The organism is Candidatus Pantoea communis, assembly GCF_011752685.1.
Lineage (GTDB): Bacteria > Pseudomonadota > Gammaproteobacteria > Enterobacterales > Enterobacteriaceae > Pantoea > Pantoea communis.
In genome coordinates this window covers 134,984-154,621 of record NZ_VWXC01000009.1, presented here as the reverse complement: position 1 = coordinate 154,621, position 19,638 = coordinate 134,984, and the positions used below count along the sequence as shown (strand labels likewise).

General features: G+C 53.8%; 17 protein-coding genes. 13 read left to right on the top strand and 4 right to left on the bottom strand.

The features are described from left to right. Window positions 1-405: 405 nt before the first annotated feature. Window positions 406-1,656 (top strand): conjugal transfer protein TraF, encoded by a 1,251-nt coding sequence (locus F3J37_RS13860; RefSeq protein WP_166933926.1) that lies wholly within the window; start codon window positions 406-408, stop codon window positions 1,654-1,656. Window positions 1,657-1,775: 119 nt separating this feature from the next. Here the strand turns inward: F3J37_RS13860 and F3J37_RS13855 are convergent, their stop codons facing one another. Further along, window positions 1,776-2,669, bottom strand: coding sequence for a LysR substrate-binding domain-containing protein (locus F3J37_RS13855; protein ID WP_166933924.1), 894 nt, complete (start codon window positions 2,667-2,669; stop codon window positions 1,776-1,778). A 183-nt stretch (window positions 2,670-2,852) separates the two neighbouring features. On the opposite strand from F3J37_RS13855, the gene F3J37_RS13850 reads away from it, so the two are divergent. From F3J37_RS13850 to pspG, 6 genes are all read left to right on the top strand, one after another. Further along, window positions 2,853-3,713 carry a transketolase gene (locus tag F3J37_RS13850; RefSeq protein WP_058960071.1) on the top strand — a complete coding sequence of 287 codons (861 nt, stop codon included), beginning with the start codon at window positions 2,853-2,855 and terminating at the stop codon, window positions 3,711-3,713. Beyond that, window positions 3,710-4,714, top strand: coding sequence for a transketolase family protein (locus F3J37_RS13845; RefSeq protein WP_058960072.1), 1,005 nt, complete (start codon window positions 3,710-3,712; stop codon window positions 4,712-4,714). The genes F3J37_RS13850 and F3J37_RS13845 overlap by 4 nt, the downstream gene beginning before the upstream one ends. Window positions 4,715-4,734: 20 nt before the next feature. Further along, a complete protein-coding gene (locus tag F3J37_RS13840) occupies window positions 4,735-5,592 on the top strand; it encodes an NAD(P)-dependent oxidoreductase (protein ID WP_205298942.1) in 858 nt (285 codons plus the stop codon). Between the two features lie 48 nt (window positions 5,593-5,640). Continuing rightward, the gene (locus F3J37_RS13835) at window positions 5,641-6,966 is read left to right on the top strand and encodes an MFS transporter (RefSeq protein ID WP_166933923.1); all 1,326 of its coding nucleotides are present in this window, start codon (window positions 5,641-5,643) and stop codon (window positions 6,964-6,966) included. 91 nt (window positions 6,967-7,057) lie between these two features. Beyond that, entirely contained in the window at window positions 7,058-8,053 is a 996-nt protein-coding gene (dusA, locus tag F3J37_RS13830; protein ID WP_166933921.1) for a tRNA dihydrouridine(20/20a) synthase DusA, read from the top strand. A 385-nt stretch (window positions 8,054-8,438) separates the two neighbouring features. Beyond that, window positions 8,439-8,705 (top strand): envelope stress response protein PspG, encoded by a 267-nt coding sequence (gene pspG / locus F3J37_RS13825; RefSeq protein ID WP_166933919.1) that lies wholly within the window; start codon window positions 8,439-8,441, stop codon window positions 8,703-8,705. A 185-nt stretch (window positions 8,706-8,890) separates the two neighbouring features. On the opposite strand, the gene F3J37_RS13820 is transcribed toward pspG, so the two are convergent. Further along, window positions 8,891-9,874 carry a quinone oxidoreductase gene (locus F3J37_RS13820; RefSeq protein WP_166933917.1) on the bottom strand — a complete coding sequence of 328 codons (984 nt, stop codon included), beginning with the start codon at window positions 9,872-9,874 and terminating at the stop codon, window positions 8,891-8,893. 73 nt (window positions 9,875-9,947) lie between these two features. On the opposite strand from F3J37_RS13820, the gene dnaB reads away from it, so the two are divergent. The 5 genes from dnaB (at window position 9,948) to F3J37_RS13795 (ending at window position 14,606) form a co-directional block, all read left to right on the top strand. Next, the gene (gene dnaB / locus F3J37_RS13815; RefSeq protein ID WP_034826934.1) at window positions 9,948-11,354 is read left to right on the top strand and encodes a replicative DNA helicase; all 1,407 of its coding nucleotides are present in this window, start codon (window positions 9,948-9,950) and stop codon (window positions 11,352-11,354) included. Window positions 11,355-11,482: 128 nt separating this feature from the next. Beyond that, a complete protein-coding gene (locus F3J37_RS13810; protein ID WP_034826932.1) occupies window positions 11,483-11,974 on the top strand; it encodes an Lrp/AsnC family transcriptional regulator in 492 nt (163 codons plus the stop codon). Between the two features lie 230 nt (window positions 11,975-12,204). Further along, window positions 12,205-12,819, top strand: coding sequence for a YitT family protein (locus F3J37_RS13805; RefSeq protein WP_084936102.1), 615 nt, complete (start codon window positions 12,205-12,207; stop codon window positions 12,817-12,819). Between the two features lie 48 nt (window positions 12,820-12,867). Beyond that, a complete protein-coding gene (locus F3J37_RS13800; RefSeq protein WP_155288004.1) occupies window positions 12,868-14,061 on the top strand; it encodes an amino acid aminotransferase in 1,194 nt (397 codons plus the stop codon). Between the two features lie 188 nt (window positions 14,062-14,249). Continuing rightward, window positions 14,250-14,606 carry an MmcQ/YjbR family DNA-binding protein gene (locus tag F3J37_RS13795; protein WP_034826926.1) on the top strand — a complete coding sequence of 119 codons (357 nt, stop codon included), beginning with the start codon at window positions 14,250-14,252 and terminating at the stop codon, window positions 14,604-14,606. Here F3J37_RS13795 and F3J37_RS13790 read toward each other — a convergent pair whose 3' ends face one another. Together F3J37_RS13790 and uvrA are read right to left on the bottom strand one after the other, a co-directional pair. Further along, window positions 14,607-15,671, bottom strand: coding sequence for an NAD(P)-dependent alcohol dehydrogenase (locus F3J37_RS13790; protein WP_166933915.1), 1,065 nt, complete (start codon window positions 15,669-15,671; stop codon window positions 14,607-14,609). Between the two features lie 290 nt (window positions 15,672-15,961). Then, entirely contained in the window at window positions 15,962-18,793 is a 2,832-nt protein-coding gene (uvrA, locus tag F3J37_RS13785; protein WP_034826922.1) for an excinuclease ABC subunit UvrA, read from the bottom strand. Window positions 18,794-19,015: 222 nt separating this feature from the next. Here uvrA and ssb1 point away from each other — a divergent pair, with 222 nt between their 5' ends. Further along, window positions 19,016-19,567: a single-stranded DNA-binding protein SSB1 gene (gene ssb1, locus F3J37_RS13780; RefSeq protein ID WP_034826920.1), complete on the top strand. Its 552-nt coding sequence runs from the start codon at window positions 19,016-19,018 to the stop codon at window positions 19,565-19,567. Window positions 19,568-19,638 lie beyond the last annotated feature (71 nt).

Here is a 19,638-nt window from a genome sequence, read left to right as displayed (position 1 = left end):
TACCCTGCTGTGATTGCTTTTTACCCGGTTAAAGACCTGGAAAAATCCCGTTAATCAATAAATTAACTTAACCTTCCTGTTGTGCTGATAAAACTGCTCATTTCAGACCCTCTATGAGATCAGTCATATAGCGTAATTATCACGCTATTTTTGCTTTGCAACTCACCGGGTTAGCGTCTAAGGTTCAAAAGGTCTTAAGTAATATCTGGCATCAATTTAGGCTTTGTTCATTTTTCTGCATAACTAAACAGCAGAATGGTGTGGTTGTATCCAATTCTGCGAACAGCAGTGCTATTTCCTTTTAATTCACAGCAATGATGCGTTAGCCAGGGTTCAGAATAGCGGCTAACTAAACTGTTTCGTTTCTGAGTTATTCAGCGACATTTCAAAGGTGATGGCAGGCTCATGGTGAAGACATTATTCAGGCACAAAAAAGTAGCTTATCTTGTTGGTTTGAATGCAGTATTTCTTTCTTCTTCAGCTCTGGCAGCAGGTACATGGTATGACGCGCGTAACGATGCCATGGGTGGCACCGGCGTCGCTTCGTCAACCTGGAGTTCAGCGGTGCTGGCTAACCCGGCATTGATGACCAAAGCCAAACCTGAAGATAACGTCAGCGTCATATTCCCTTCAGCCGGTGTGCAGGTTACCGACAAAGACAAATTAATTAACAAAGTTGATGACATCACGGACAGTGTTGATCGCTACAAAAACGTGATCGACAACCTGACGTTTGCCGACTATTTAAGAGGTTATCCGGAATTAAAGGCTGCGGCTGGTGATATGGCTAATCAGCTGGATGACTTAAAGGGTGATAAAGCACACGGTACTGCGGGTGTCGCTTTTGCTGTCACTGTACCGAATGAAACACTGCCTTTTGCCTTTATTACCAAAGCCTACGGTACGGCCAGTGTGCAGGCTAACGTTGTGGACAGCGATATTACCTATCTGCGCGGTGTGGCTAACGGCACGGTGATCCCCGTGCCAGGCGATCAGGATAAACTGAGTTCGAGCGGTCATGGTCTGGCAGCACTAGTCACGGACTATGGTGTGGCACTGGCACATGAATTTGATGTCGCTGGCCATCCGGTTTCTGTGGGCGTGACACCAAAGCTGCAAAAAACCTGGCTGTATAACTACACCGCCAGTATTTATAACTTTGATAAAAGTAATATCAACAACAGCCAATACCGCAGTTCCGATACCGGCTTCAACATTGATGCAGGCATCGCGACCGACTTTGGTGAGCATTGGACGTTGGGTGTGACAGGGCAGAACCTGATCTCACGCGACATCGACACCAAAACAGTGGAAGGCTACCGCGATACCTATCAAATCCGTCCGCTGGTCACGTCAGGTCTGGCCTGGAACTACGGCGCGTTCACCCTGGCAGGCGATGTTGATTTGACGCAAACCAAGCGTTTCAAATCGGAAGAAAGCAGCCAATATGCGGGAGTGGGTGCCGAGTATCGCGTGCTGGATTGGTTAGCACTGCGCGCGGGTTATCGTGCGGATATGAAATCAAACGATACCAATGTGTTTACCGCAGGTCTGGGCGTTTCACCGTTTAACAACACGGTGCATCTGGATCTTGCTGGTTCAGTGGGTGACGATAATACCTGGGGCGGCATGCTGCAGCTCGGGTTTAACTTCTGATTGCGTCATTTCACATCACGCTAACATTCACCCTGAAATGGCGTGAACATGCTCACAAAAACAGGTCGCCATTGGCGGCCTGTTTCATTATTGGGCACACAATTTGTGATCGTTATCAATCAGCGAAGCTGTGCCAGATTCAACTGGGAAAGTAGCCAATCTTTAAAGCTATTTAACGCAAAGTGGCGATGCTGATGTCGTGGGAACACCAGGTAATGGCCGATATAGTGAATCTCCTGGGTGGTCTCAATCAGCGGACAAACTAAGCGCCCACTGGCAAGCTCTCGTTCTGCTAATAATTTGGATTCCAGCACCACCCCCAGACCATCAACGGCAGCGGCAATCGCCATAAAACTGCGGTCAAAGCGCAAACCATAATGGCGCGGAGGCGTCAGGTGATTGGCTTCAAACCAGCCCTTCCATTGGTAGAGTTGCACATCGCACTGAATCAACGATTGGTGATAGAGGTCTTCCGGGCAGCGAATGCGTGCGGCAATCTCTGGTGAGCAAAGCGGTGTTAATTCCTCCACGGCCAGCGGGATTTTCTCGTAAGGCGAAGGACGCGGCTCGCCATAAACAATATCTAAATCATAGTCATCCTGCTCAAAGCGCGCATATTCGGTGCTGGCTGAAAGACGCAGATCAATATGTGGGTGTGCGGCAATAAAGCTTCCCAGGCGGGGTAATAGCCACTGATGGGCAAAGCTTGGCGCGGTGTGCAGACGCAGTGGTCGCGATTCATCAGCAGTGACGAGCGAAAGCCCACGCTGCATCTCATCAAATCCCCGCTGGATATGTTCCAGCAAGATGGCCCCTTCTTTGGTTAGCATGATTTCGCGCGTACTGCGCTGAAACAGGCGCGTGTCGAGCGTCTCTTCCAGCTTACGAATCGCATGACTAATGGCGCTAGGCGACAAATCCAACTCTTGCGCTGCGGCGGTAAATGCCCCTGTGCGGCCTGCGGCTTCAAACGCGCGCAACAGCGAAAGTGGGGCTTTTTTTAATAATGTCATTTGTGAATCCCATTCAACAGTTGATGCATTTTTTGCTTTTGTCGGCAGGCGCCAAGGCTGAGTAATCTGCTGCTAAACGGCAAGCAGGTGAAAATGGCACGTGAATCCGCTGCAGCTTTCACCATGACAGATCGCTCTTCTGCTTGCCAACTCTGCTGATTTTCTCTTCTTTCAGGAACAGATATGACGACTCTTGCAGAACCGGAATTGAGCCTTACACAGCGGCTGTCACAGCACGCTTATCGTATTCGTCGCTACGCGTTGCAAATGGGCGAAGTACAGGGGCAAGGCTATATCGGCCAGGCTCTGGGACTGGCTGATATGCTGGCCGTGGCATGGTGCCATGCGATGAATTACCGCGCGGAAGAACCCGAATGGGAAGGCCGCGATCGTTTTCTGCTTTCCCACGGCCACTATGCGATTGCACTTTATGCGGCGTTGATTGAAGCGGGCGTGATTCCTGTGGAGGAGCTGGAAACGTATGGATCTGATGATAGTCGCTTACCGATGTCGGGCATGGCGACCTACACGCCAGGTATGGAAATTTCAGGCGGATCGCTCGGGCAGGGGCTGACGATTGGTGTCGGTATGGCATTGGCATTGCGTCATAAAGGAAATCCGGCTTTTGTTTACAACTCGATGTCTGATGGCGAACTGGATGAAGGGGCAACCTGGGAAGCTGCGATGGGAGCGGCACATCATCAACTGAGTAATTTGATCGTCATGGTGGATATCAACCAGCAGCAAGCAGATGGCCCCTCTGGCAAGGTCATGGGATTTGAACCGCTGGCAGATAAGTGGCAGGCATTTGGCTGGCATGTACAGCGTGTGGATGGCAATGACATTGCTGCTGTGAAGCAGGCATTTGATCGGGCACGCGCGTTAAGCGAACCCAAGCCGCGCGTCATTCTGCTGGACACGCTAATGGGTAAAGGCGTGCCATTCCTGGAAGCGCGTGAAAAGAATCATTTTATTCGTGTGGATGCTGACGAGTGGCAACAGGCCATCACCATCCTCGATCAGGCTCAGGAGGCCACGCAATGAGCAGCATCACCACAGAGAAAAAGCCACGCCTGACAACGTCGGCGATGATTGCCTCAATTGCCGCAGAAGGACAAGCCACGGTTGCTGCGCCCTTTGGTCATGCGCTGGTCAAAGCCGCTGCGACCCGGCCGTCGATCGTTGGGTTGACTGCCGACCTGTCAAAATACACCGATTTGCATATCTTCGCCCAGGCCTATCCAGAACGTCATTTCCAGATGGGCATGGCAGAGCAGCTATTGATGGGCGCAGCCGGTGGCATGGCGAAGGAGGGCATGACGCCATTTGCGACCACCTATGCGGTGTTTGCCACGCGTCGTGCCTACGACTTTATCCATCAGGTGATCGCGGAAGAGCAGCTGAATGTGAAAATCTGCGCTGCGCTGCCGGGGTTAACCACTGGCTACGGCCCAAGCCATCAGGCCACTGAAGATATCGCGCTGATGCGGGGTATTCCGGGCATGACCATTGTTGATCCTTGTGATGCGCTGGACACGGAGCAAGCCGTTGCCGCTATCGCTGACCATCAGGGGCCGGTTTATATGCGTCTGTTGCGCGGTAAGGTGCCGCTGGTGCTGAACGAATACGATTATCAATTCGAACTGGGCAAAGCCAAATTGCTGCGCGATGGCCGTGATGTGCTGCTGATTTCCAGTGGGATTATGACAATGCGAGCACTGGAGACAGCAAAAGCGCTGGCAGCCGATAACGTCGATGTTGCGGTATTGCACGTACCGACCATCAAGCCTCTGGACACTGAAACCATTATCACCCAGTGCCGCCGTGCCGGGCGTTTAGTGGTGGTGGTTGAGAACCATAGCCTGGTCGGCGGTTTGGGTGAGGCGGTGGCGACCACGTTAATGCATGCGCAGGTCATGCCCGTGTTTCGTCAAATCGGCTTGCCCGATCAGTTCCTGGATGCGGGCGCGTTGCCCACTTTGCACGACCGCTACGGCATTTCCACAGAAGCGATGGTCAGCGCGATTCGCGTCTGGCTGGCATAACGGCGCGAAAGGAGAACAGCATGAAGGTGATATTTGTCGGCACCGGGGCAATTGGTGTTCCTATGGCTTGCCAGATTCAGCGTGCAGGGCATGCGGTAATCGGAGTGGATGTGTTTGAAGCGTCGCGCCAGCGTGCTCAGGCGCAGGGAATTGAAGCGGTTAGTCGCATTGCAGAAGCACCTGAAGCGGATGTAGTGGTGGTGATGGTCGCCACGCCACAACAGCTGCAGGCGCTGGTGGCGGAAGCGCTGCCGCAGGTGGCTGGTCAGCACTGGGTCATCATGTCCACTGTCGGGCCGCAGGCGGTACGTGAGGCGGCTTCTTCACTGATTGCTGCCGGTGCGCAGGTGGTGGATGCACCGGTCACGGGCGGAACCGCCCGTGCCAGCACCGGTGAGTTAGTGATTTTTGCTTCCGGCGCATCTGCCGCCATTGCCTTTGTTGAGCCAGTACTCAAAACCATGGGATCGGTGTCGATCGTGGGTGACGAGGTTGGCGAGGGGCAGGGGATCAAGGTGATCAATCAGCACCTTTGCTCGGTGCATATTGTGGCAGCCGCGGAGGCGCTAAGTCTGGCAAAGTCGCTGGGGTTAGCACCCGCTCAGGTATTGAAACTGGTCGAGCGCGGCGCGGCGGGATCGTGGATGTTGTCAGATCGTGGTCCGCGCATGCTGGAGGGGACAGATGTCCCGGTCTCCAGCGCCATCAACATCTTTGTCAAAGATAGCGGGTTAGTGGCAGAGGCGGCGACCGCCTGCCACGCTGAGGTTCCGCTGTTACAGGTCGCTCATGCTCGTTATCTGGCGGCAGCAGAAGCCGGATTGGGGCAACGTGATGACAGCAGAGTGATCGAGACCTGGAGCAAACCTGCAAATTAACCGCTCCATCACTGCTGCCCGAAAAATACGATAATACCGGGGTAACACATGAACACGACTTCTGTACCTGCAAACACCCGCGACAATGCGGTGAAAGTCTCTTTCGCCTCAATGATTGGCTCAGCGGTGGAGAGCTATGATTTCTTTATCTACGGCACCGCCGCTGCAGCCTGGTTCGGTAAGATCTTTTTCCACACCCAAGAGCCTATCGTCGGCATTCTGGCGGCATTCGCCACTTTAGCGGTCGGCTTCCTGATGCGCCCGTTTGGCGGCTACCTCGCCGGCCATTTCGGCGATCGCTATGGCCGAAAAACCGTGCTGTTCTGGTCATTACTGGCCATGGGCGGTGCCACCGTATTGATCGGTGCGTTGCCAACCTATGAGCAGGCTGGCGTGCTGGCACCGATCTTGTTGATCTTATTACGCATGATCCAGGGGATCGGATTCGGCGCAGAGTGGGGCGGCGCGGTGTTAATGGCATTTGAGCATGCGCCCGTGAAAAAGCGCGGTTTCTATGGTGCAGTACCGCAACTCGGGATACCGCTCGGCCTGCTGCTGGCGAATGGCTCTTTCCTGCTCTCTGCGGCACTGTTTGAAGGTGATTGGGTGTGGCGCATGCCGTTCCTGATCTCTTTTGTGATGGTGGCCATTGGCATCTTTATCCGAATGCAGGTCGCGGAATCGCCGGAATTCGAGAAAGCCAAAGCAGATAAGCAGATTGTGCAACAGCCCGCGCTGGAAGTGATTCGTCGCGACTGGCGCACCATCGTCAAAATTATGGGGCTACGCCTGGCAGAGACGGGTGGCTACTACATCACGACCAGTTTTATGTTGTCCTATGTGGTGCTGGCGGAAATCACAGATACGCGCCATGTGTTATGGGGCACGTTGATTGGTTCAGCGCTGGGGCTCGGCAGCCATCTGCTGTATGGCGCGCTAAGTGATAAGGTGGGACGTCGCCCAATATTCCTGATTGGCGCCATCTTCACCATTCTGTTTGGCATTCCTATGTTTATGCTGATCAACACCGGTGCAGTGATGATGGTGATTGTCGCTGTCGCTATGTCTCTGCTCTTTAGCCATGACCCGATATTTGCCGTAGAGTCGAGTTGGTTCTCCGAACAGTTTCCGGCTAACGTCCGCTCCTCGGGTATCTCATTGGGCTACAACGGCGCTTCCGTGGTGGCGGGGTTGTTGCCGTTCATCGCAACAGGCGTGTATGGCATGGTCGGCTGGATCGGACCGGCGGTGATGTTCTCGTTACTGGGTGTCATTTCAACCTGGGTCGCCTTCAACACACGGGAAACCGCGCCGGTGAAAGTGGGCGAGCCCTCTCTGGCAGCCTCATCAACCTCAACAGCCCCGACGGTGTGAGTGAAATAACGGGCGGCTGTGTAGCCCGTTATTGCTGTGGTATCATTGCGCAGTTTCTCGTCACTCACTAACTCCGGATTTACTGCGTTTCATGACCGATACTTTCTCTTCGCAACGTTTTTCTATCGCTCCGATGCTGGACTGGACCGATCGCCACTGCCGTTATTTTCACCGTAAGCTGAGCGGCGATACGCTGCTGTATACCGAAATGGTGACCACGGGCGCCATTATTCACGGCAAAGGCGATTATCTGGCTTACAGCGAAGAGGAGCATCCGCTGGCGCTGCAGTTGGGCGGAAGCGATCCGGCAGCCCTGGCGCAATGTGCGAAGCTGGCGGAAGCGCGCGGTTACGACGAGATTAACCTTAACGTCGGTTGCCCATCCGATCGCGTGCAGAATGGGCGCTTTGGTGCCTGTCTGATGGCTGACGCCGCGCTGGTCGCAGATTGCATTAAAGCGATGCGTGATGTGGTGAGCATTCCGGTGACGGTGAAAACCCGTATTGGGATTGATGAGCAGGACAGCTATGCCTTCCTGTGTGATTTCGTTGGCACCGTGGCCGATAAGGGTAACTGCGATACCTTTATTATTCATGCGCGGAAAGCCTGGCTTTCAGGTTTAAGCCCGAAAGAGAACCGCGAAATTCCCCCGCTGGATTATCCGCGTGTGTACCAATTGAAGCGTGATTTCCCCGCGCTGACCATGGCGATTAACGGCGGCATTAAAACGCTGGAAGAAGCGAAAGTGCATTTGCAGCATATGGACGGCGTGATGATGGGGCGCGAAGCGTATCAGAATCCCGGTATTCTGGCGCAGGTTGATCGCGAGCTGTTCGGCCGTGATACACCTTTAGTCGATCCGGTTGCGGTGGTGCGTGCGATGTATCCTTACATCGAGGCAGAACTGAGCAAAGGCACTTATTTGGGCCACGTTACACGTCATATGTTGGGCCTGTTCCAGGGTATCCCAGGCGCGCGCCAGTGGCGTCGTCATTTAAGTGAGAATGCCCATAAGCCGGGGGCCGATATACGGGTGCTGGAAGCGGCACTGGCGCTGGTCGCGGATAAGATTCCACAGGAAGCCTGATTGTAGGTGAGTCGCGGTGGGGCGGTGTGCCCGGCCATAAAAGGGCAGTCCGAACGCCAGGGAAAGCAAACCTCTGTGCCGATCTGCCGCGCGAACCTTCGCCCCATTTTTGGGAAACGGCCCGATGCTGCGCATGGCTGAAAACGCTCTCAGCGTATTTGTCTCTGGCGCGGAAGCTTTGCTTTTCTGACGGGCCATTTCTGTCCCTTCAGAGGAGCATCGCTGCCGTTAATACGGTTTAAAATGCACCAATAATTAGTGAATTTCATCACTGCTGAAATATTTCCTCTGAATATAACATCTTATTTTTCAATGTATTAACCGTATGCCTATATTGGCACGTATCTTGTAATACATTCTGTGTTACTTACACAGGAGTGCCTTCGTGGAAATTTTATTTGTTATCGGCTTTTTTCTGATGCTGTTGCTGACTGGCGTTTCACTGCTGGGTGTTATCGCTGCATTGGTTGTTGCCACCGTTGTGATGTTCCTCGGCGGGTTATTCGCGCTTGTTATCAAGTTGTTACCGTGGCTGGTGTTGGCGGTGGTAGCCGTGTGGCTTTATCGCGCCTTTACGACACCGAGCGGTGAAGTGAAATTGAACAGACTGAAAAGAAAAATCAGTAAGATAGAGAGGACGGGCTGGCGCTAATTGCGGGAGCGATCACAGAGTCGGTAATTGCTTAGTACGAATCTGCAATTAAACATATTTTTTACTTATGTTTTCTGTCAGGATGCGTAAAGTAATTCAAAACGAATTCATCGCCGCTGACCCTACACCAGCGCGAACTATAAAAAGAAAGAAAAAAGGGCTTCCTTCGGGAAGCCCTTAACTTTTTAGGGAATCAGCAAGCTGGAACCTTGCGTGGCGCGGCTCTCAAGAACCTGATGCGCGCGCACCGCATCGCTCAAGGCAAACTTCTGCGCTTCTGGTACTTTCAGCTGAATCGCACGACTGGCAATTAACGAGAACAACTCGTTGCTGGCGTTATCCAGTTCCTGACGATTGGTAATGTAACCAAACAGCGAAGGGCGTGTGACAAACAGCGAACCTTTCTTGTTCAGAATCCCAAGATCAACGCCGGTGACGGGGCCCGAGGCATTACCAAAACTCACCATTAAGCCATGACGACGCAGGCTATCGAGAGAAGGTTCCCAGGTATCTTTCCCCACCGAGTCATACACCACCGCGACCTTTTCACCGTCAGTCAATTCACTGACGCGCTGAGCGATATTCTCCTCGCGATAGTTAATGGTCGCCCAGGCACCGGCATTTTTTGCAATCTGCGCTTTTTCGGCGGAGCCCACGGTACCAATCAGATGCGCGCCCAGCGCTTTAGCCCACTGACAGGCAATCAGTCCCACTCCGCCCGCTGCGGCATGGAACAGGAAGATTTCATCGGCTTTCACTTTGTAGGTCTGACGCAGCAAATACTGCACGGTTAAGCCTTTCAAAAACGAGGCAGCACCTTGTTCAAAGCTAATGCTCTCCGGCAGGATCACCAGGCGCTCTTCCGCCACGTTATGCATTTCGCTATAGGCACCCAGCGCAGCCTGACAATAGACCACGCGGTCGCCGGGCTTAAAGCGCGTCACGCCTGAGCCAACACGTTTCACCACGCCAGCGGCTTCAGTGCCCAGCCCGGACGGGAAAGCTGCCACCGGATAGAGCCCGCTACGCACATAGGTGTCGATATAGTTGATGCCAATCGCCTTGTTTTCGACCTGAACCTCATTTTCGGCGGGATCGGCCAGCTCAAAATCGACCCATTGCAGTACCTCCGGGCCACCGTGTTGGTTGAACTGAATACGCTTTGCCATTCTGACTCCTGTGATTGTTCATCCTGGGACGGTATACTTGCGCGTCCCTTTCACGATCGGTAATGCATTCACTATGGCAGGAAATAAACCCACCAACAAATCCAACGAACCCCGCGATCGTCAGCTGGAAGGCGTGAAAATGCCGCCGCACTCTATTGAAGCGGAGCAGTCGGTGCTCGGTGGGTTGATGCTGGATAACGAACGCTGGGATAACGTCTCCGAGCGCGTGGTGGCGGATGATTTCTTCAACCGTTCGCACCGCATGATCTTCTCTGAGATGCAGCGTCTGCTGGAAATGGGCCAGCCGATTGACCTTATTACGCTCTCTGAATCGCTGGAAACACTGGGCGAGCTGGAGATGGCCGGTGGCTTTGCTTATCTGGCAGAGCTGGCGAAAAACACGCCAAGTGCGGCGAACATCGGCGCTTATGCGGATATCGTGCGTGAACGTGCCGTTGTGCGCCAAATGATCTCGGTCGCGAACCAAATTGCTGATGCCGGTTACGATCCGCAGGGGCGCAGCAGTGAAGATTTGCTCGATTTCGCAGAATCCAACGTCTTTAAGATTGCTGAACAGCGCGCCAATAAAGCAGAAGGCCCGCAGAACATTGAGCAAATTCTGGAAGCCACGGTCTCGCGTATTGAAGCGCTGGTGTCGACCCCGCACGATGGTGTCACCGGAGTGGACACCGGCTATCAGGATCTCAACAAAAAGACCGCCGGTTTGCAGGGTTCAGATTTGATCATCGTGGCGGCGCGTCCGTCGATGGGTAAAACCACTTTCGCCATGAACCTGTGCGAAAACGCCGCGATGCTACAAGACAAACCGGTGCTGATTTTCAGTCTGGAGATGCCCAGCGAACAGCTGATGATGCGTATGCTGGCGTCATTGTCGCGCGTGGACCAGACGCGCATTCGTACCGGCCAGCTGGAAGACGAAGATTGGGCGCGCATCTCTGCCACCATGGGCATCCTGCTTGAGAAGAAGAACATGTTTATCGATGATTCTTCTGGTCTGACGCCCACGGAAGTGCGTTCGCGCGCGCGCCGCGTGTTTCGTGAAAACGGCGGTTTAAGCCTGATCATGATCGACTATCTCCAGTTGATGCGCGTGCCGGCGCTATCGGACAACCGTACGCTGGAGATCGCAGAGATCTCGCGCTCGCTCAAAGCCTTGGCGAAAGAGCTGAATGTTCCGGTGGTGGCGTTGTCGCAGCTTAACCGCTCACTGGAGCAGCGCGCCGATAAACGTCCGGTGAACTCGGATCTGCGTGAATCGGGTTCGATCGAGCAGGATGCTGACTTGATTATGTTCATCTATCGCGATGAGGTGTATCACGAAAACAGCGATCTTAAAGGCATCGCCGAGATCATCCTCGGTAAGCAGCGTAACGGCCCTATCGGCACAGTACGATTGACCTTCAATGGCCAGTGGTCGCGTTTTGATAACTACGCAGGGCCGTCTTACGACGACGAATAATCCTTTCCAACGAGATGCATGCACGATTTGTGCATGCATTTCACGTCATCAGAAAATAGTGTTGGACAACCTTGGCTTTAATCAGGTTATCTGTACCAAAGCGCACCCTATAACGCTGTGGAAGCAGAATGACTCAGGTAGACGATTACGACCTTAAGATATTGACACTATTACAATCTAACGGCCGCCTTACCAATCAGGAACTCAGTGATTTAGTCGGTCTTTCGGCGTCTCAATGTTCACGCCGCCGCATCAATCTCGAACAGGCAAACCTCATCCTCGGCTATCACGCACGGCTCTCGCCGGACGCGGTGGGTCTTGGCATGGTGGGCTTGATTGAAGTGCGTTTAAAGAATCACACGCCAGATTATGAAGAGAGTTTCCATCGCATGGTGGCAGAGGAGGATGCGATTGTTGATGCCTTCAAAACCACCGGTGATGCTGATTATCTGCTGAAAGTGGCCGTGGCTGATTTAGCCTCGTTGAGTGCGTTGATCAGTCAGCTGGTGGCCGGCCATCAGAGTGTGGCCCATGTGAAAACCTCCGTGGTGTTGAGCCGTTTAAAAGAGAACGGCTTGATGATTATCCCCGAGCACAAAACGCGCCAAAAAAGTGCATGATGTGCTAATCTGGTGCAATCAAAGCACATTGAATGCAAATAACGCGCACCAGAAAACAGATTTGTGCATGAATCAACGGTTGAATCTTGGGTTGATGCATAAAAACCTGCAATAAAAGCGCCTTAGATATCAATTGGATAATCGCTGGCACCCCATAGGTGGCGACTTAGCGCCGCCTATGTGGTGCGTTTTTTGCATTTGAACCGCATCATTTGCACTGAGATTACTCCATGGATAACGTTGTTCAACCCACTAAAGTTCCTCATTCACTGATTGAAGACGCGCTGGCGATTGTGCTCGGCACCTTAATGGTCTCCTTTGGCGTGATGATGCTGAAACAGGCGGGCGCGCTGACTGGCAGCACTGCAGGTATCGCGTTCTTAATCAGCTATCTGACGCACCTCTCTTTTGGTAGCGCTTTTTTCCTGATTAACCTGCCGTTTTACTGGCTGGCAGTGCGTCGCATGGGCTGGGAATTCACGATTAAAACGTTCTGCGCGGTGGGGCTGGTTTCACTGTTCACACACTTGCATCCGATGTTCATCCATTTTTCTGCGCTAAATCCGTTTTATGCGACATTGTTCGGTAACGTGGTGATGGGGATTGGGTTTATAGTGTTGTTTCGTCACAAAGCCAGTCTCGGCGGTATCAATATTTTGGCACTCTGGCTGCAGGACCGCATCGGTCTGCGCGCCGGCAAACTGCAAATGGCGGTAGATACCTGCGTGGTACTCGCTTCGCTTTTCGTGGTGTCGCTACCGATACTTTTGGCCTCAATTGCGGGCGCGGTGATCCTCAATCTCATCATCGCTATGAATCATCGTCCCGGCCGCTACATGGTTTAATGACGCCTCTTTACCGACTATTTATGACCAATCATGGAGATCTGCACCGTGTTTCAAAACGTTGATGCTTATGCTGGCGATCCAATTCTGTCGCTGATGGAAACCTTCAAACAGGACCCACGCGACAATAAAGTGAATCTGAGCATTGGTCTCTATTACAACGAGGCGGGCATCATTCCTCAGTTGCAAGCCGTGGCTGCGGCAGAAGAACGCCTGCAGGCGCAGCCGCATCAGGCGTCACTTTACCTGCCGATGGAAGGCCTGGGCCCATACCGTAATGCGATTGCACCGCTGCTGTTTGGCAAAGAACACCCGATGCTGAAGGCCGGCCGCATTGCTTCCATCCAGACGTTGGGTGGCTCCGGTGCACTGAAAGTAGGGGCGGATTTCCTCAAGCGTTACTTCCCGCACTCAAATGTGTGGGTGAGCGATCCGACCTGGGAAAACCACATCGCAATTTTCAACGGTGCTGGTTTCGACGCTCAGACTTATCCGTGGTACGACGAAGAGACCAATGGTGTGAAGTTTGATGCGTTTATTGCCAAGCTGAAAACGCTGCCGAAGCAATCTATCGTGCTGTTGCACCCATGCTGCCACAACCCGACGGGTGCGGATCTGACGAACGCACAGTGGGATGAAACCACCGAAGTATTGAAAGCGCAGGAACTGATTCCGTTCCTCGATATCGCTTATCAGGGCTTTGGTGCCGGTATGGAGCAGGATGCTTACGCGATTCGCGCGATTGCGGCTGCGGGCTTGCCAGCACTGGTCAGCAACTCATTCTCGAAAATCTTCTCGCTGTACGGCGAGCGCGTTGGCGGCCTGTCCATCGTGTGCGAGAGCGCAGAAGAATCTGCACGCGTGCTGGGTCAGCTGAAAGCCACCGTGCGTCGCAACTACTCCAGCCCACCAAACTTTGGTGCGCAGGTAGTTTCTTGCGTACTGAACGATGAAGCACTGTTGAACAACTGGCTGGCCGAGGTGGAAGCCATGCGCTTGCGCATCATCGAAATGCGTCAGACGCTGGTCAACGTATTAAGCACCAAACTGCCAGGCAAAAACTTCGATTACCTGCTGAAGCAGCGCGGCATGTTCAGTTACACCGGTTTAAGCGCGCAGCAGGTTGATCGCCTGCGTGATGAGTTCGGCGTGTATCTGATCGCCAGCGGCCGCATGTGTGTGGCTGGCCTTAACAGCCGCAACGTTAACCAGGTGGCTGAGGCCTTTGCTGCCGTGATGTAACGCACTTCACAGCAGGAGAAAACCGCCATGCCTTCGGGCTGGCGGTTTTTTTATGCGCGTAATCGGGTGCCACCGCCTTTACCTTTGGCTGACTTGCTGCACACTTAAACGGTGTCATGACGTCTGTAGTGAAGCCGATGGCAGACGTCATCGGGCCTCACATCGGCCTCTACCAAGGAGAATACCGCATGAACATTTCGGATCTCCTCACCTACTGCATGAGCAAATCGGGTGCGGAGCAGAGCTATAAAAATGAATGGGATGCCACACAGGTAAAAAGCGAAGGCGTACTGTTTGCCATGGTGCATGAGGTGAAAGGGCGTCCGGCGCTCTCGTTGAAAACCTCGCCTGCGCTGGCTGATTTATTGCGCGAAGAGCACAGTGATGTATTCCCGAGCGAGCATCTAAATAAGTCGCACTGGAGCACGCTGTGGCTGGATGGATCCCTAAAGGATTCGCAGATTTATTATCTGGTGGAAGCTTCCTGGCAACAGGCTGACGCCACGCGCGCGGCGGGCGTCAGCCATGATGAAGACGCGCGCTAATTAAGCCGCTGACTCTTCACGCAGGGTGTTGATATCAATCACGAAGCGGTATTTCACGTCGCTTTTCAGCATACGTTCGTAGGCTTCGTTAATCTGGTTCATGGCGATCAGCTCGATATCTGAAGTGATACCGTGCTTGCCGCAGAAATCCAGCATCTCCTGGGTCTCAGCGATACCACCGATCAGTGAACCGGCGATGCTGCGACGTTTGAAGATCAGATTAAAGACCTGTGGAGCCGGATGATCGTGCTCTGGCGCGCCCACCAGCGTCATGTTGCCATCGCGTTTCAGCAGGGCAATAAACGGGTTGAGATCGTGCTGAGCAGCCACGGTGTTGAGGATGAAATCGAAGCTGTTGTTGTGCTGCGCCATTTGATCAGCATCTTTCGAAATCACCACTTCATCAGCACCCAGGCGCTTACCGTCTTCAATCTTCGATGGTGAGGTGGTGAACAGCACCACATGAGCGCCCATCGCATGCGCGATTTTCACGCCCATATGGCCCAGGCCGCCCAGACCGACGATGCCCACTTTCTTACCTGGACCGACGTTCCAGTGACGCAGCGGTGAGTAGGTGGTGATACCGGCACACAGCAGCGGGGCAACGCCTGCCAGCTCAAGGTTTTCCGGCACGCGCAGCACAAAGCTTTCATCAACCACCATGCTGGTGGAGTAACCGCCGTAGGTGATGGCGCCGGTTTCGCGATCTTCACCGTTATAGGTGCCAACAAAACCGTTTTCGCAATACTGCTCCAGTCCTTCCTGGCAGCTTGGACAGCTGCGGCAGGAGTCAACCATACAGCCGACACCGACCAGATCGCCCACTTTGTATTTGTGAGCGTGGCCGCCAACGGCGGTAACGCGTCCAACGATCTCATGGCCTGGCACCACCGGGAAGATGGTGTTTTTCCATTCGTTGCGCGCCTGATGCAGGTCAGAGTGGCAAACGCCACAGTACAACACTTCAATCTGCACATCATGAGCGCGCAGCTCGCGCGGCTTATAGTCGAACGGGGCGAGTTTAGTTTTCGCGTCCTGTGCGGCATAGGCATGCGTAATATTCATGGTGTCTCCAATCGGGTGTGTCGTGAGTGTTTTGCGGGATCCCGTTCAGCGAGCTGAAGGGACAAAGGCGTAACGAGCTACGCCAAAAAGGAACTGTGTAAGGATAGTCAGCAGGATGAGATGCGTATATGCCTGAAGTTGTCTGATTCTTGCCTGTTTCTGCATTTTGCTGCGGAATCTGACAGCGAGGTATCAGGCCCGACTGACTGCAATATTCAGCGAGTAAACTAGAGAGTGCGGCGTCTGTGGATTGAAAGAAATAAGAAGGCCCGCACTGCGGGCCTTCAATTTTACTTCTTCTTCAGCATCGGCTTAAGGAAGCGTGCGGTGTGGGATTTTTCACACTCCGCCACGGTTTCTGGCGTGCCTGAAATCAGGATTTCGCCGCCGCCGCTACCGCCTTCTGGGCCGAGATCGACAATCCAGTCAGCGGTTTTGATCACGTCGAGGTTGTGTTCAATCACCACAATGGTATTGCCCTGATCGCGCAGCTGATGCAGCACTTCCAGCAACTGCTGAATATCAGCAAAGTGCAGACCCGTGGTTGGCTCATCAAGGATATAGAGCGTCTGCCCGGTACCGCGTTTCGACAGCTCACGCGCCAGTTTCACACGCTGCGCTTCACCGCCTGACAGCGTGGTTGCAGACTGACCGAGGCGAATGTAGGACAGGCCCACGTCGATCAGCGTTTGCAGTTTACGCGCCAGCGCAGGGACAGCATCAAAGAACTCACGCGCTTCTTCGATAGTCATATCCAGCACTTCGTGAATGCCTTTGCCTTTGTATTTAATCTCCAGCGTTTCGCGGTTGTAGCGTTTGCCTTTGCACTGATCGCACGGCACATACACATCCGGCAGGAAGTGCATTTCGACCTTGATCACGCCATCGCCCTGGCAGGCTTCGCAACGTCCACCGCGCACGTTAAAGCTGAAGCGTCCTGGATTGTAGCCACGGGAACGTGCTTCAGGTACACCGGCAAACAGCTCACGCACCGGAGTGAAAATGCCGGTGTAAGTAGCAGGGTTCGAGCGCGGCGTACGGCCAATTGGGCTCTGGTCAATGTCGATGACTTTATCGAAATGCTCCAGACCGGCGATCTCGCGATACGGCGCCACTTCCGTGGTGGTCGCGCCGTTCAGCTGACGCTGCGCAATCGGGAACAACGTATCGTTAATCAGCGTGGATTTACCGGAACCGGATACACCGGTGATACAGGTAAACAGACCCACCGGAATCGTCAATGTGACGTCTTTCAGGTTGTTGCCGCGCGCACCGGTAAGTTTCAGCACTTTTGCCGGATCGCCTTTCACGCGTTGTTGCGGAATGGCGATTTCGCGCTTGCCACTCAGATACTGACCGGTCAGCGAAGCTTCGTTAGCCATAATGGCATTCACGTCACCCTCAGCCACCACCTGACCGCCGTGCACACCCGCGCCAGGACCGATATCAATCACGTGGTCAGCGGCGCGAATCGCATCTTCATCGTGCTCGACCACAATCACGGTGTTGCCGAGATCGCGCAGGTGAATCAGCGTACCAAGCAGACGTTCGTTATCGCGCTGATGCAGGCCAATTGAGGGCTCATCCAGCACATACATCACGCCCACCAAACCCGCACCGATTTGACTTGCCAGACGAATACGCTGCGCTTCGCCACCAGAGAGGGTTTCTGCGGAACGCGACATCGACAGATAATTCAAACCGACGTTAACGAGGAAGCTCAGGCGATCGCCGATCTCTTTCAGGATTTTTTCGGCGATCTGCGCGCGCTGCCCGCTCAGTTTCAGATTGCGGAAGAAGTCGGTGGCATGGCCAATACTCATCTCAGAGATGGTCGGCAGGTTGGTATTCTCAACAAATACATGGCGTGCTTCACGGCGCAGGCGTGTGCCTTCGCAGCTGGTGCAGGAGCGGTTGCTGATGAATTTCGCCAACTCTTCACGCACCGCATTGGATTCCGTCTCTTTATAACGGCGTTCCATGTTGTGCAGCACACCTTCAAACGGATGACGACGTACCGAAGTGTCGCCCCGATCGTTGATGTATTTAAATTCGATACTCTCTTTGCCGGAACCGTACAGAATCACTTCACGCGCTTTGTCGCTCAGGCTGTTAAACGGCGCTTCGACATCGAAATCCAGATGCTCTGCCAGCGAGCGCAGCATCTGGAAGTAATAGAAGTTGCGGCGATCCCAGCCACGAATTGCACCGCCAGCCAGTGACAGTTCAGGGTTCTGCACCACGCGATCGGGATCGAAATACTGCTGCACGCCGAGTCCATCACACGTTGGGCAAGCGCCGGCTGGGTTGTTGAACGAGAACAGGCGCGGTTCCAGTTCACTCATGCTGTAGCCACAAATAGGGCAGGCAAAGTTAGCCGAGAACAGCAGCTCTTCGGCATCGCTGTCATCCATGTCGGCGACGATGGCGGTGCCACCACTCAGTGCCAACGTGGTTTCAAAGGATTCGGCTAAGCGAGTTGCCAGGTCATCGCGCACGCGGAAGCGGTCCACCACGACTTCGATGGTGTGTTTTTTCTGCAGTTCCAGCTTTGGCGGATCGGAGAGATCACAGACTTCGCCATCGATACGGGCGCGGATGTAGCCTTGCGCCGCGAGGTTTTCCAGCGTTTTGGTGTGTTCGCCTTTGCGATCTTTCACCACGGGTGCCAGCAGCATCAGACGACGGCCTTCTTCCTGCGCCATCACCTGATCCACCATCTGGCTCACGGTCTGTGCCGCCAGCGGAACATCGTGATCCGGGCAGCGCGGCTCACCCACACGGGCAAACAACAGACGCAGATAGTCATGGATTTCAGTAATCGTGCCGACCGTCGAGCGCGGGTTATGCGATGTGGATTTCTGCTCAATAGAAATGGCGGGCGAGAGACCTTCAATATGGTCCACGTCCGGTTTCTCCATTAATGAAAGAAACTGGCGCGCATAGGCCGAGAGCGATTCAACATAGCGACGCTGACCTTCGGCATACAACGTATCAAACGCCAGCGAAGACTTACCGGAACCCGACAGACCGGTGACCACAATCAGCTTATCGCGAGGGATGATCAGGTTGATATTCTTCAAATTATGGGTGCGAGCACCGCGGACTTCGATCTTATCCATTCACCTTTCCCGGATTGAACAACACTCGCCATGCCTTGCCAGCATGACCAGCAGAAACGCGTTAGTATGGCACAAAAAATAAACTGAATAAATATCCAGTGTTTTTGCTATTCTGTGTGCCAAATAAAAATTGCGAGCCTGCTCTGAAGTGGGCACCGTCATTGTGACGTGATACAATTTTTGGCTTAGACTTTTAGCATCAACTCATCGGGAGACAGCAACATGGCCAGTCGTGGCGTAAACAAAGTGATTCTTGTCGGGAATCTGGGTCAGGATCCGGAAGTGCGCTACATGCCAAATGGTGGCGCGGTAGCCAACATTACGCTGGCCACGTCGGAAAGCTGGCGCGACAAGCAAACCGGTGAAAACAAAGAGATCACTGAATGGCACCGCGTTGTGCTGTTCGGCAAACTGGCTGAAGTGGCGGGTGAATACCTGCGTAAAGGCTCTCAGGTTTACATCGAAGGCCAGCTGCGTACCCGTAAATGGCAGGATCAGAGCGGTCAGGAAAAATACACCACCGAAGTGGTTGTTAACGTTGGCGGCACCATGCAGATGCTCGGTGGACGTCAGCAGGGCGCGAACGCAGGTGGCGCACCGATGGGCGGCCAGGGCGGCGGCAATAACAACGGTTGGGGCCAGCCACAGCAACCTCAGCAGCAGCCTCAGGGCGGCAACCAGTTCAGCGGCGGCGCACAACAGCGTCCGCAGCAGCAGAGCGCACCGGCGAACAACGAACCGCCAATGGACTTTGACGACGACATCCCGTTCTGAGTCAACGCTCACGCATAACTACTCGCTAAGGCCTCGTTTTACGGGGCTTTTTTGTATCTGGCTCTCAGGTT

Coding starts and splice junctions, on each gene's coding strand:
- F3J37_RS13795 (WP_034826926.1), top strand. CDS start 14,250: ATGAACATTTCGGATCTCCTCACCTACTGCATGAGCAAATCGGGTGCG.
- uvrA (WP_034826922.1), bottom strand. CDS start 18,793: ATGGATAAGATCGAAGTCCGCGGTGCTCGCACCCATAATTTGAAGAAT.
- F3J37_RS13850 (WP_058960071.1), top strand. CDS start 2,853: ATGACGACTCTTGCAGAACCGGAATTGAGCCTTACACAGCGGCTGTCA.
- dusA (WP_166933921.1), top strand. CDS start 7,058: ATGACCGATACTTTCTCTTCGCAACGTTTTTCTATCGCTCCGATGCTG.
- F3J37_RS13810 (WP_034826932.1), top strand. CDS start 11,483: ATGACTCAGGTAGACGATTACGACCTTAAGATATTGACACTATTACAA.
- F3J37_RS13805 (WP_084936102.1), top strand. CDS start 12,205: ATGGATAACGTTGTTCAACCCACTAAAGTTCCTCATTCACTGATTGAA.
- dnaB (WP_034826934.1), top strand. CDS start 9,948: ATGGCAGGAAATAAACCCACCAACAAATCCAACGAACCCCGCGATCGT.
- F3J37_RS13845 (WP_058960072.1), top strand. CDS start 3,710: ATGAGCAGCATCACCACAGAGAAAAAGCCACGCCTGACAACGTCGGCG.
- F3J37_RS13835 (WP_166933923.1), top strand. CDS start 5,641: ATGAACACGACTTCTGTACCTGCAAACACCCGCGACAATGCGGTGAAA.
- F3J37_RS13840 (WP_205298942.1), top strand. CDS start 4,735: ATGAAGGTGATATTTGTCGGCACCGGGGCAATTGGTGTTCCTATGGCT.
- F3J37_RS13855 (WP_166933924.1), bottom strand. CDS start 2,669: ATGACATTATTAAAAAAAGCCCCACTTTCGCTGTTGCGCGCGTTTGAA.
- ssb1 (WP_034826920.1), top strand. CDS start 19,016: ATGGCCAGTCGTGGCGTAAACAAAGTGATTCTTGTCGGGAATCTGGGT.
- F3J37_RS13820 (WP_166933917.1), bottom strand. CDS start 9,874: ATGGCAAAGCGTATTCAGTTCAACCAACACGGTGGCCCGGAGGTACTG.
- F3J37_RS13860 (WP_166933926.1), top strand. CDS start 406: ATGGTGAAGACATTATTCAGGCACAAAAAAGTAGCTTATCTTGTTGGT.
- F3J37_RS13790 (WP_166933915.1), bottom strand. CDS start 15,671: ATGAATATTACGCATGCCTATGCCGCACAGGACGCGAAAACTAAACTC.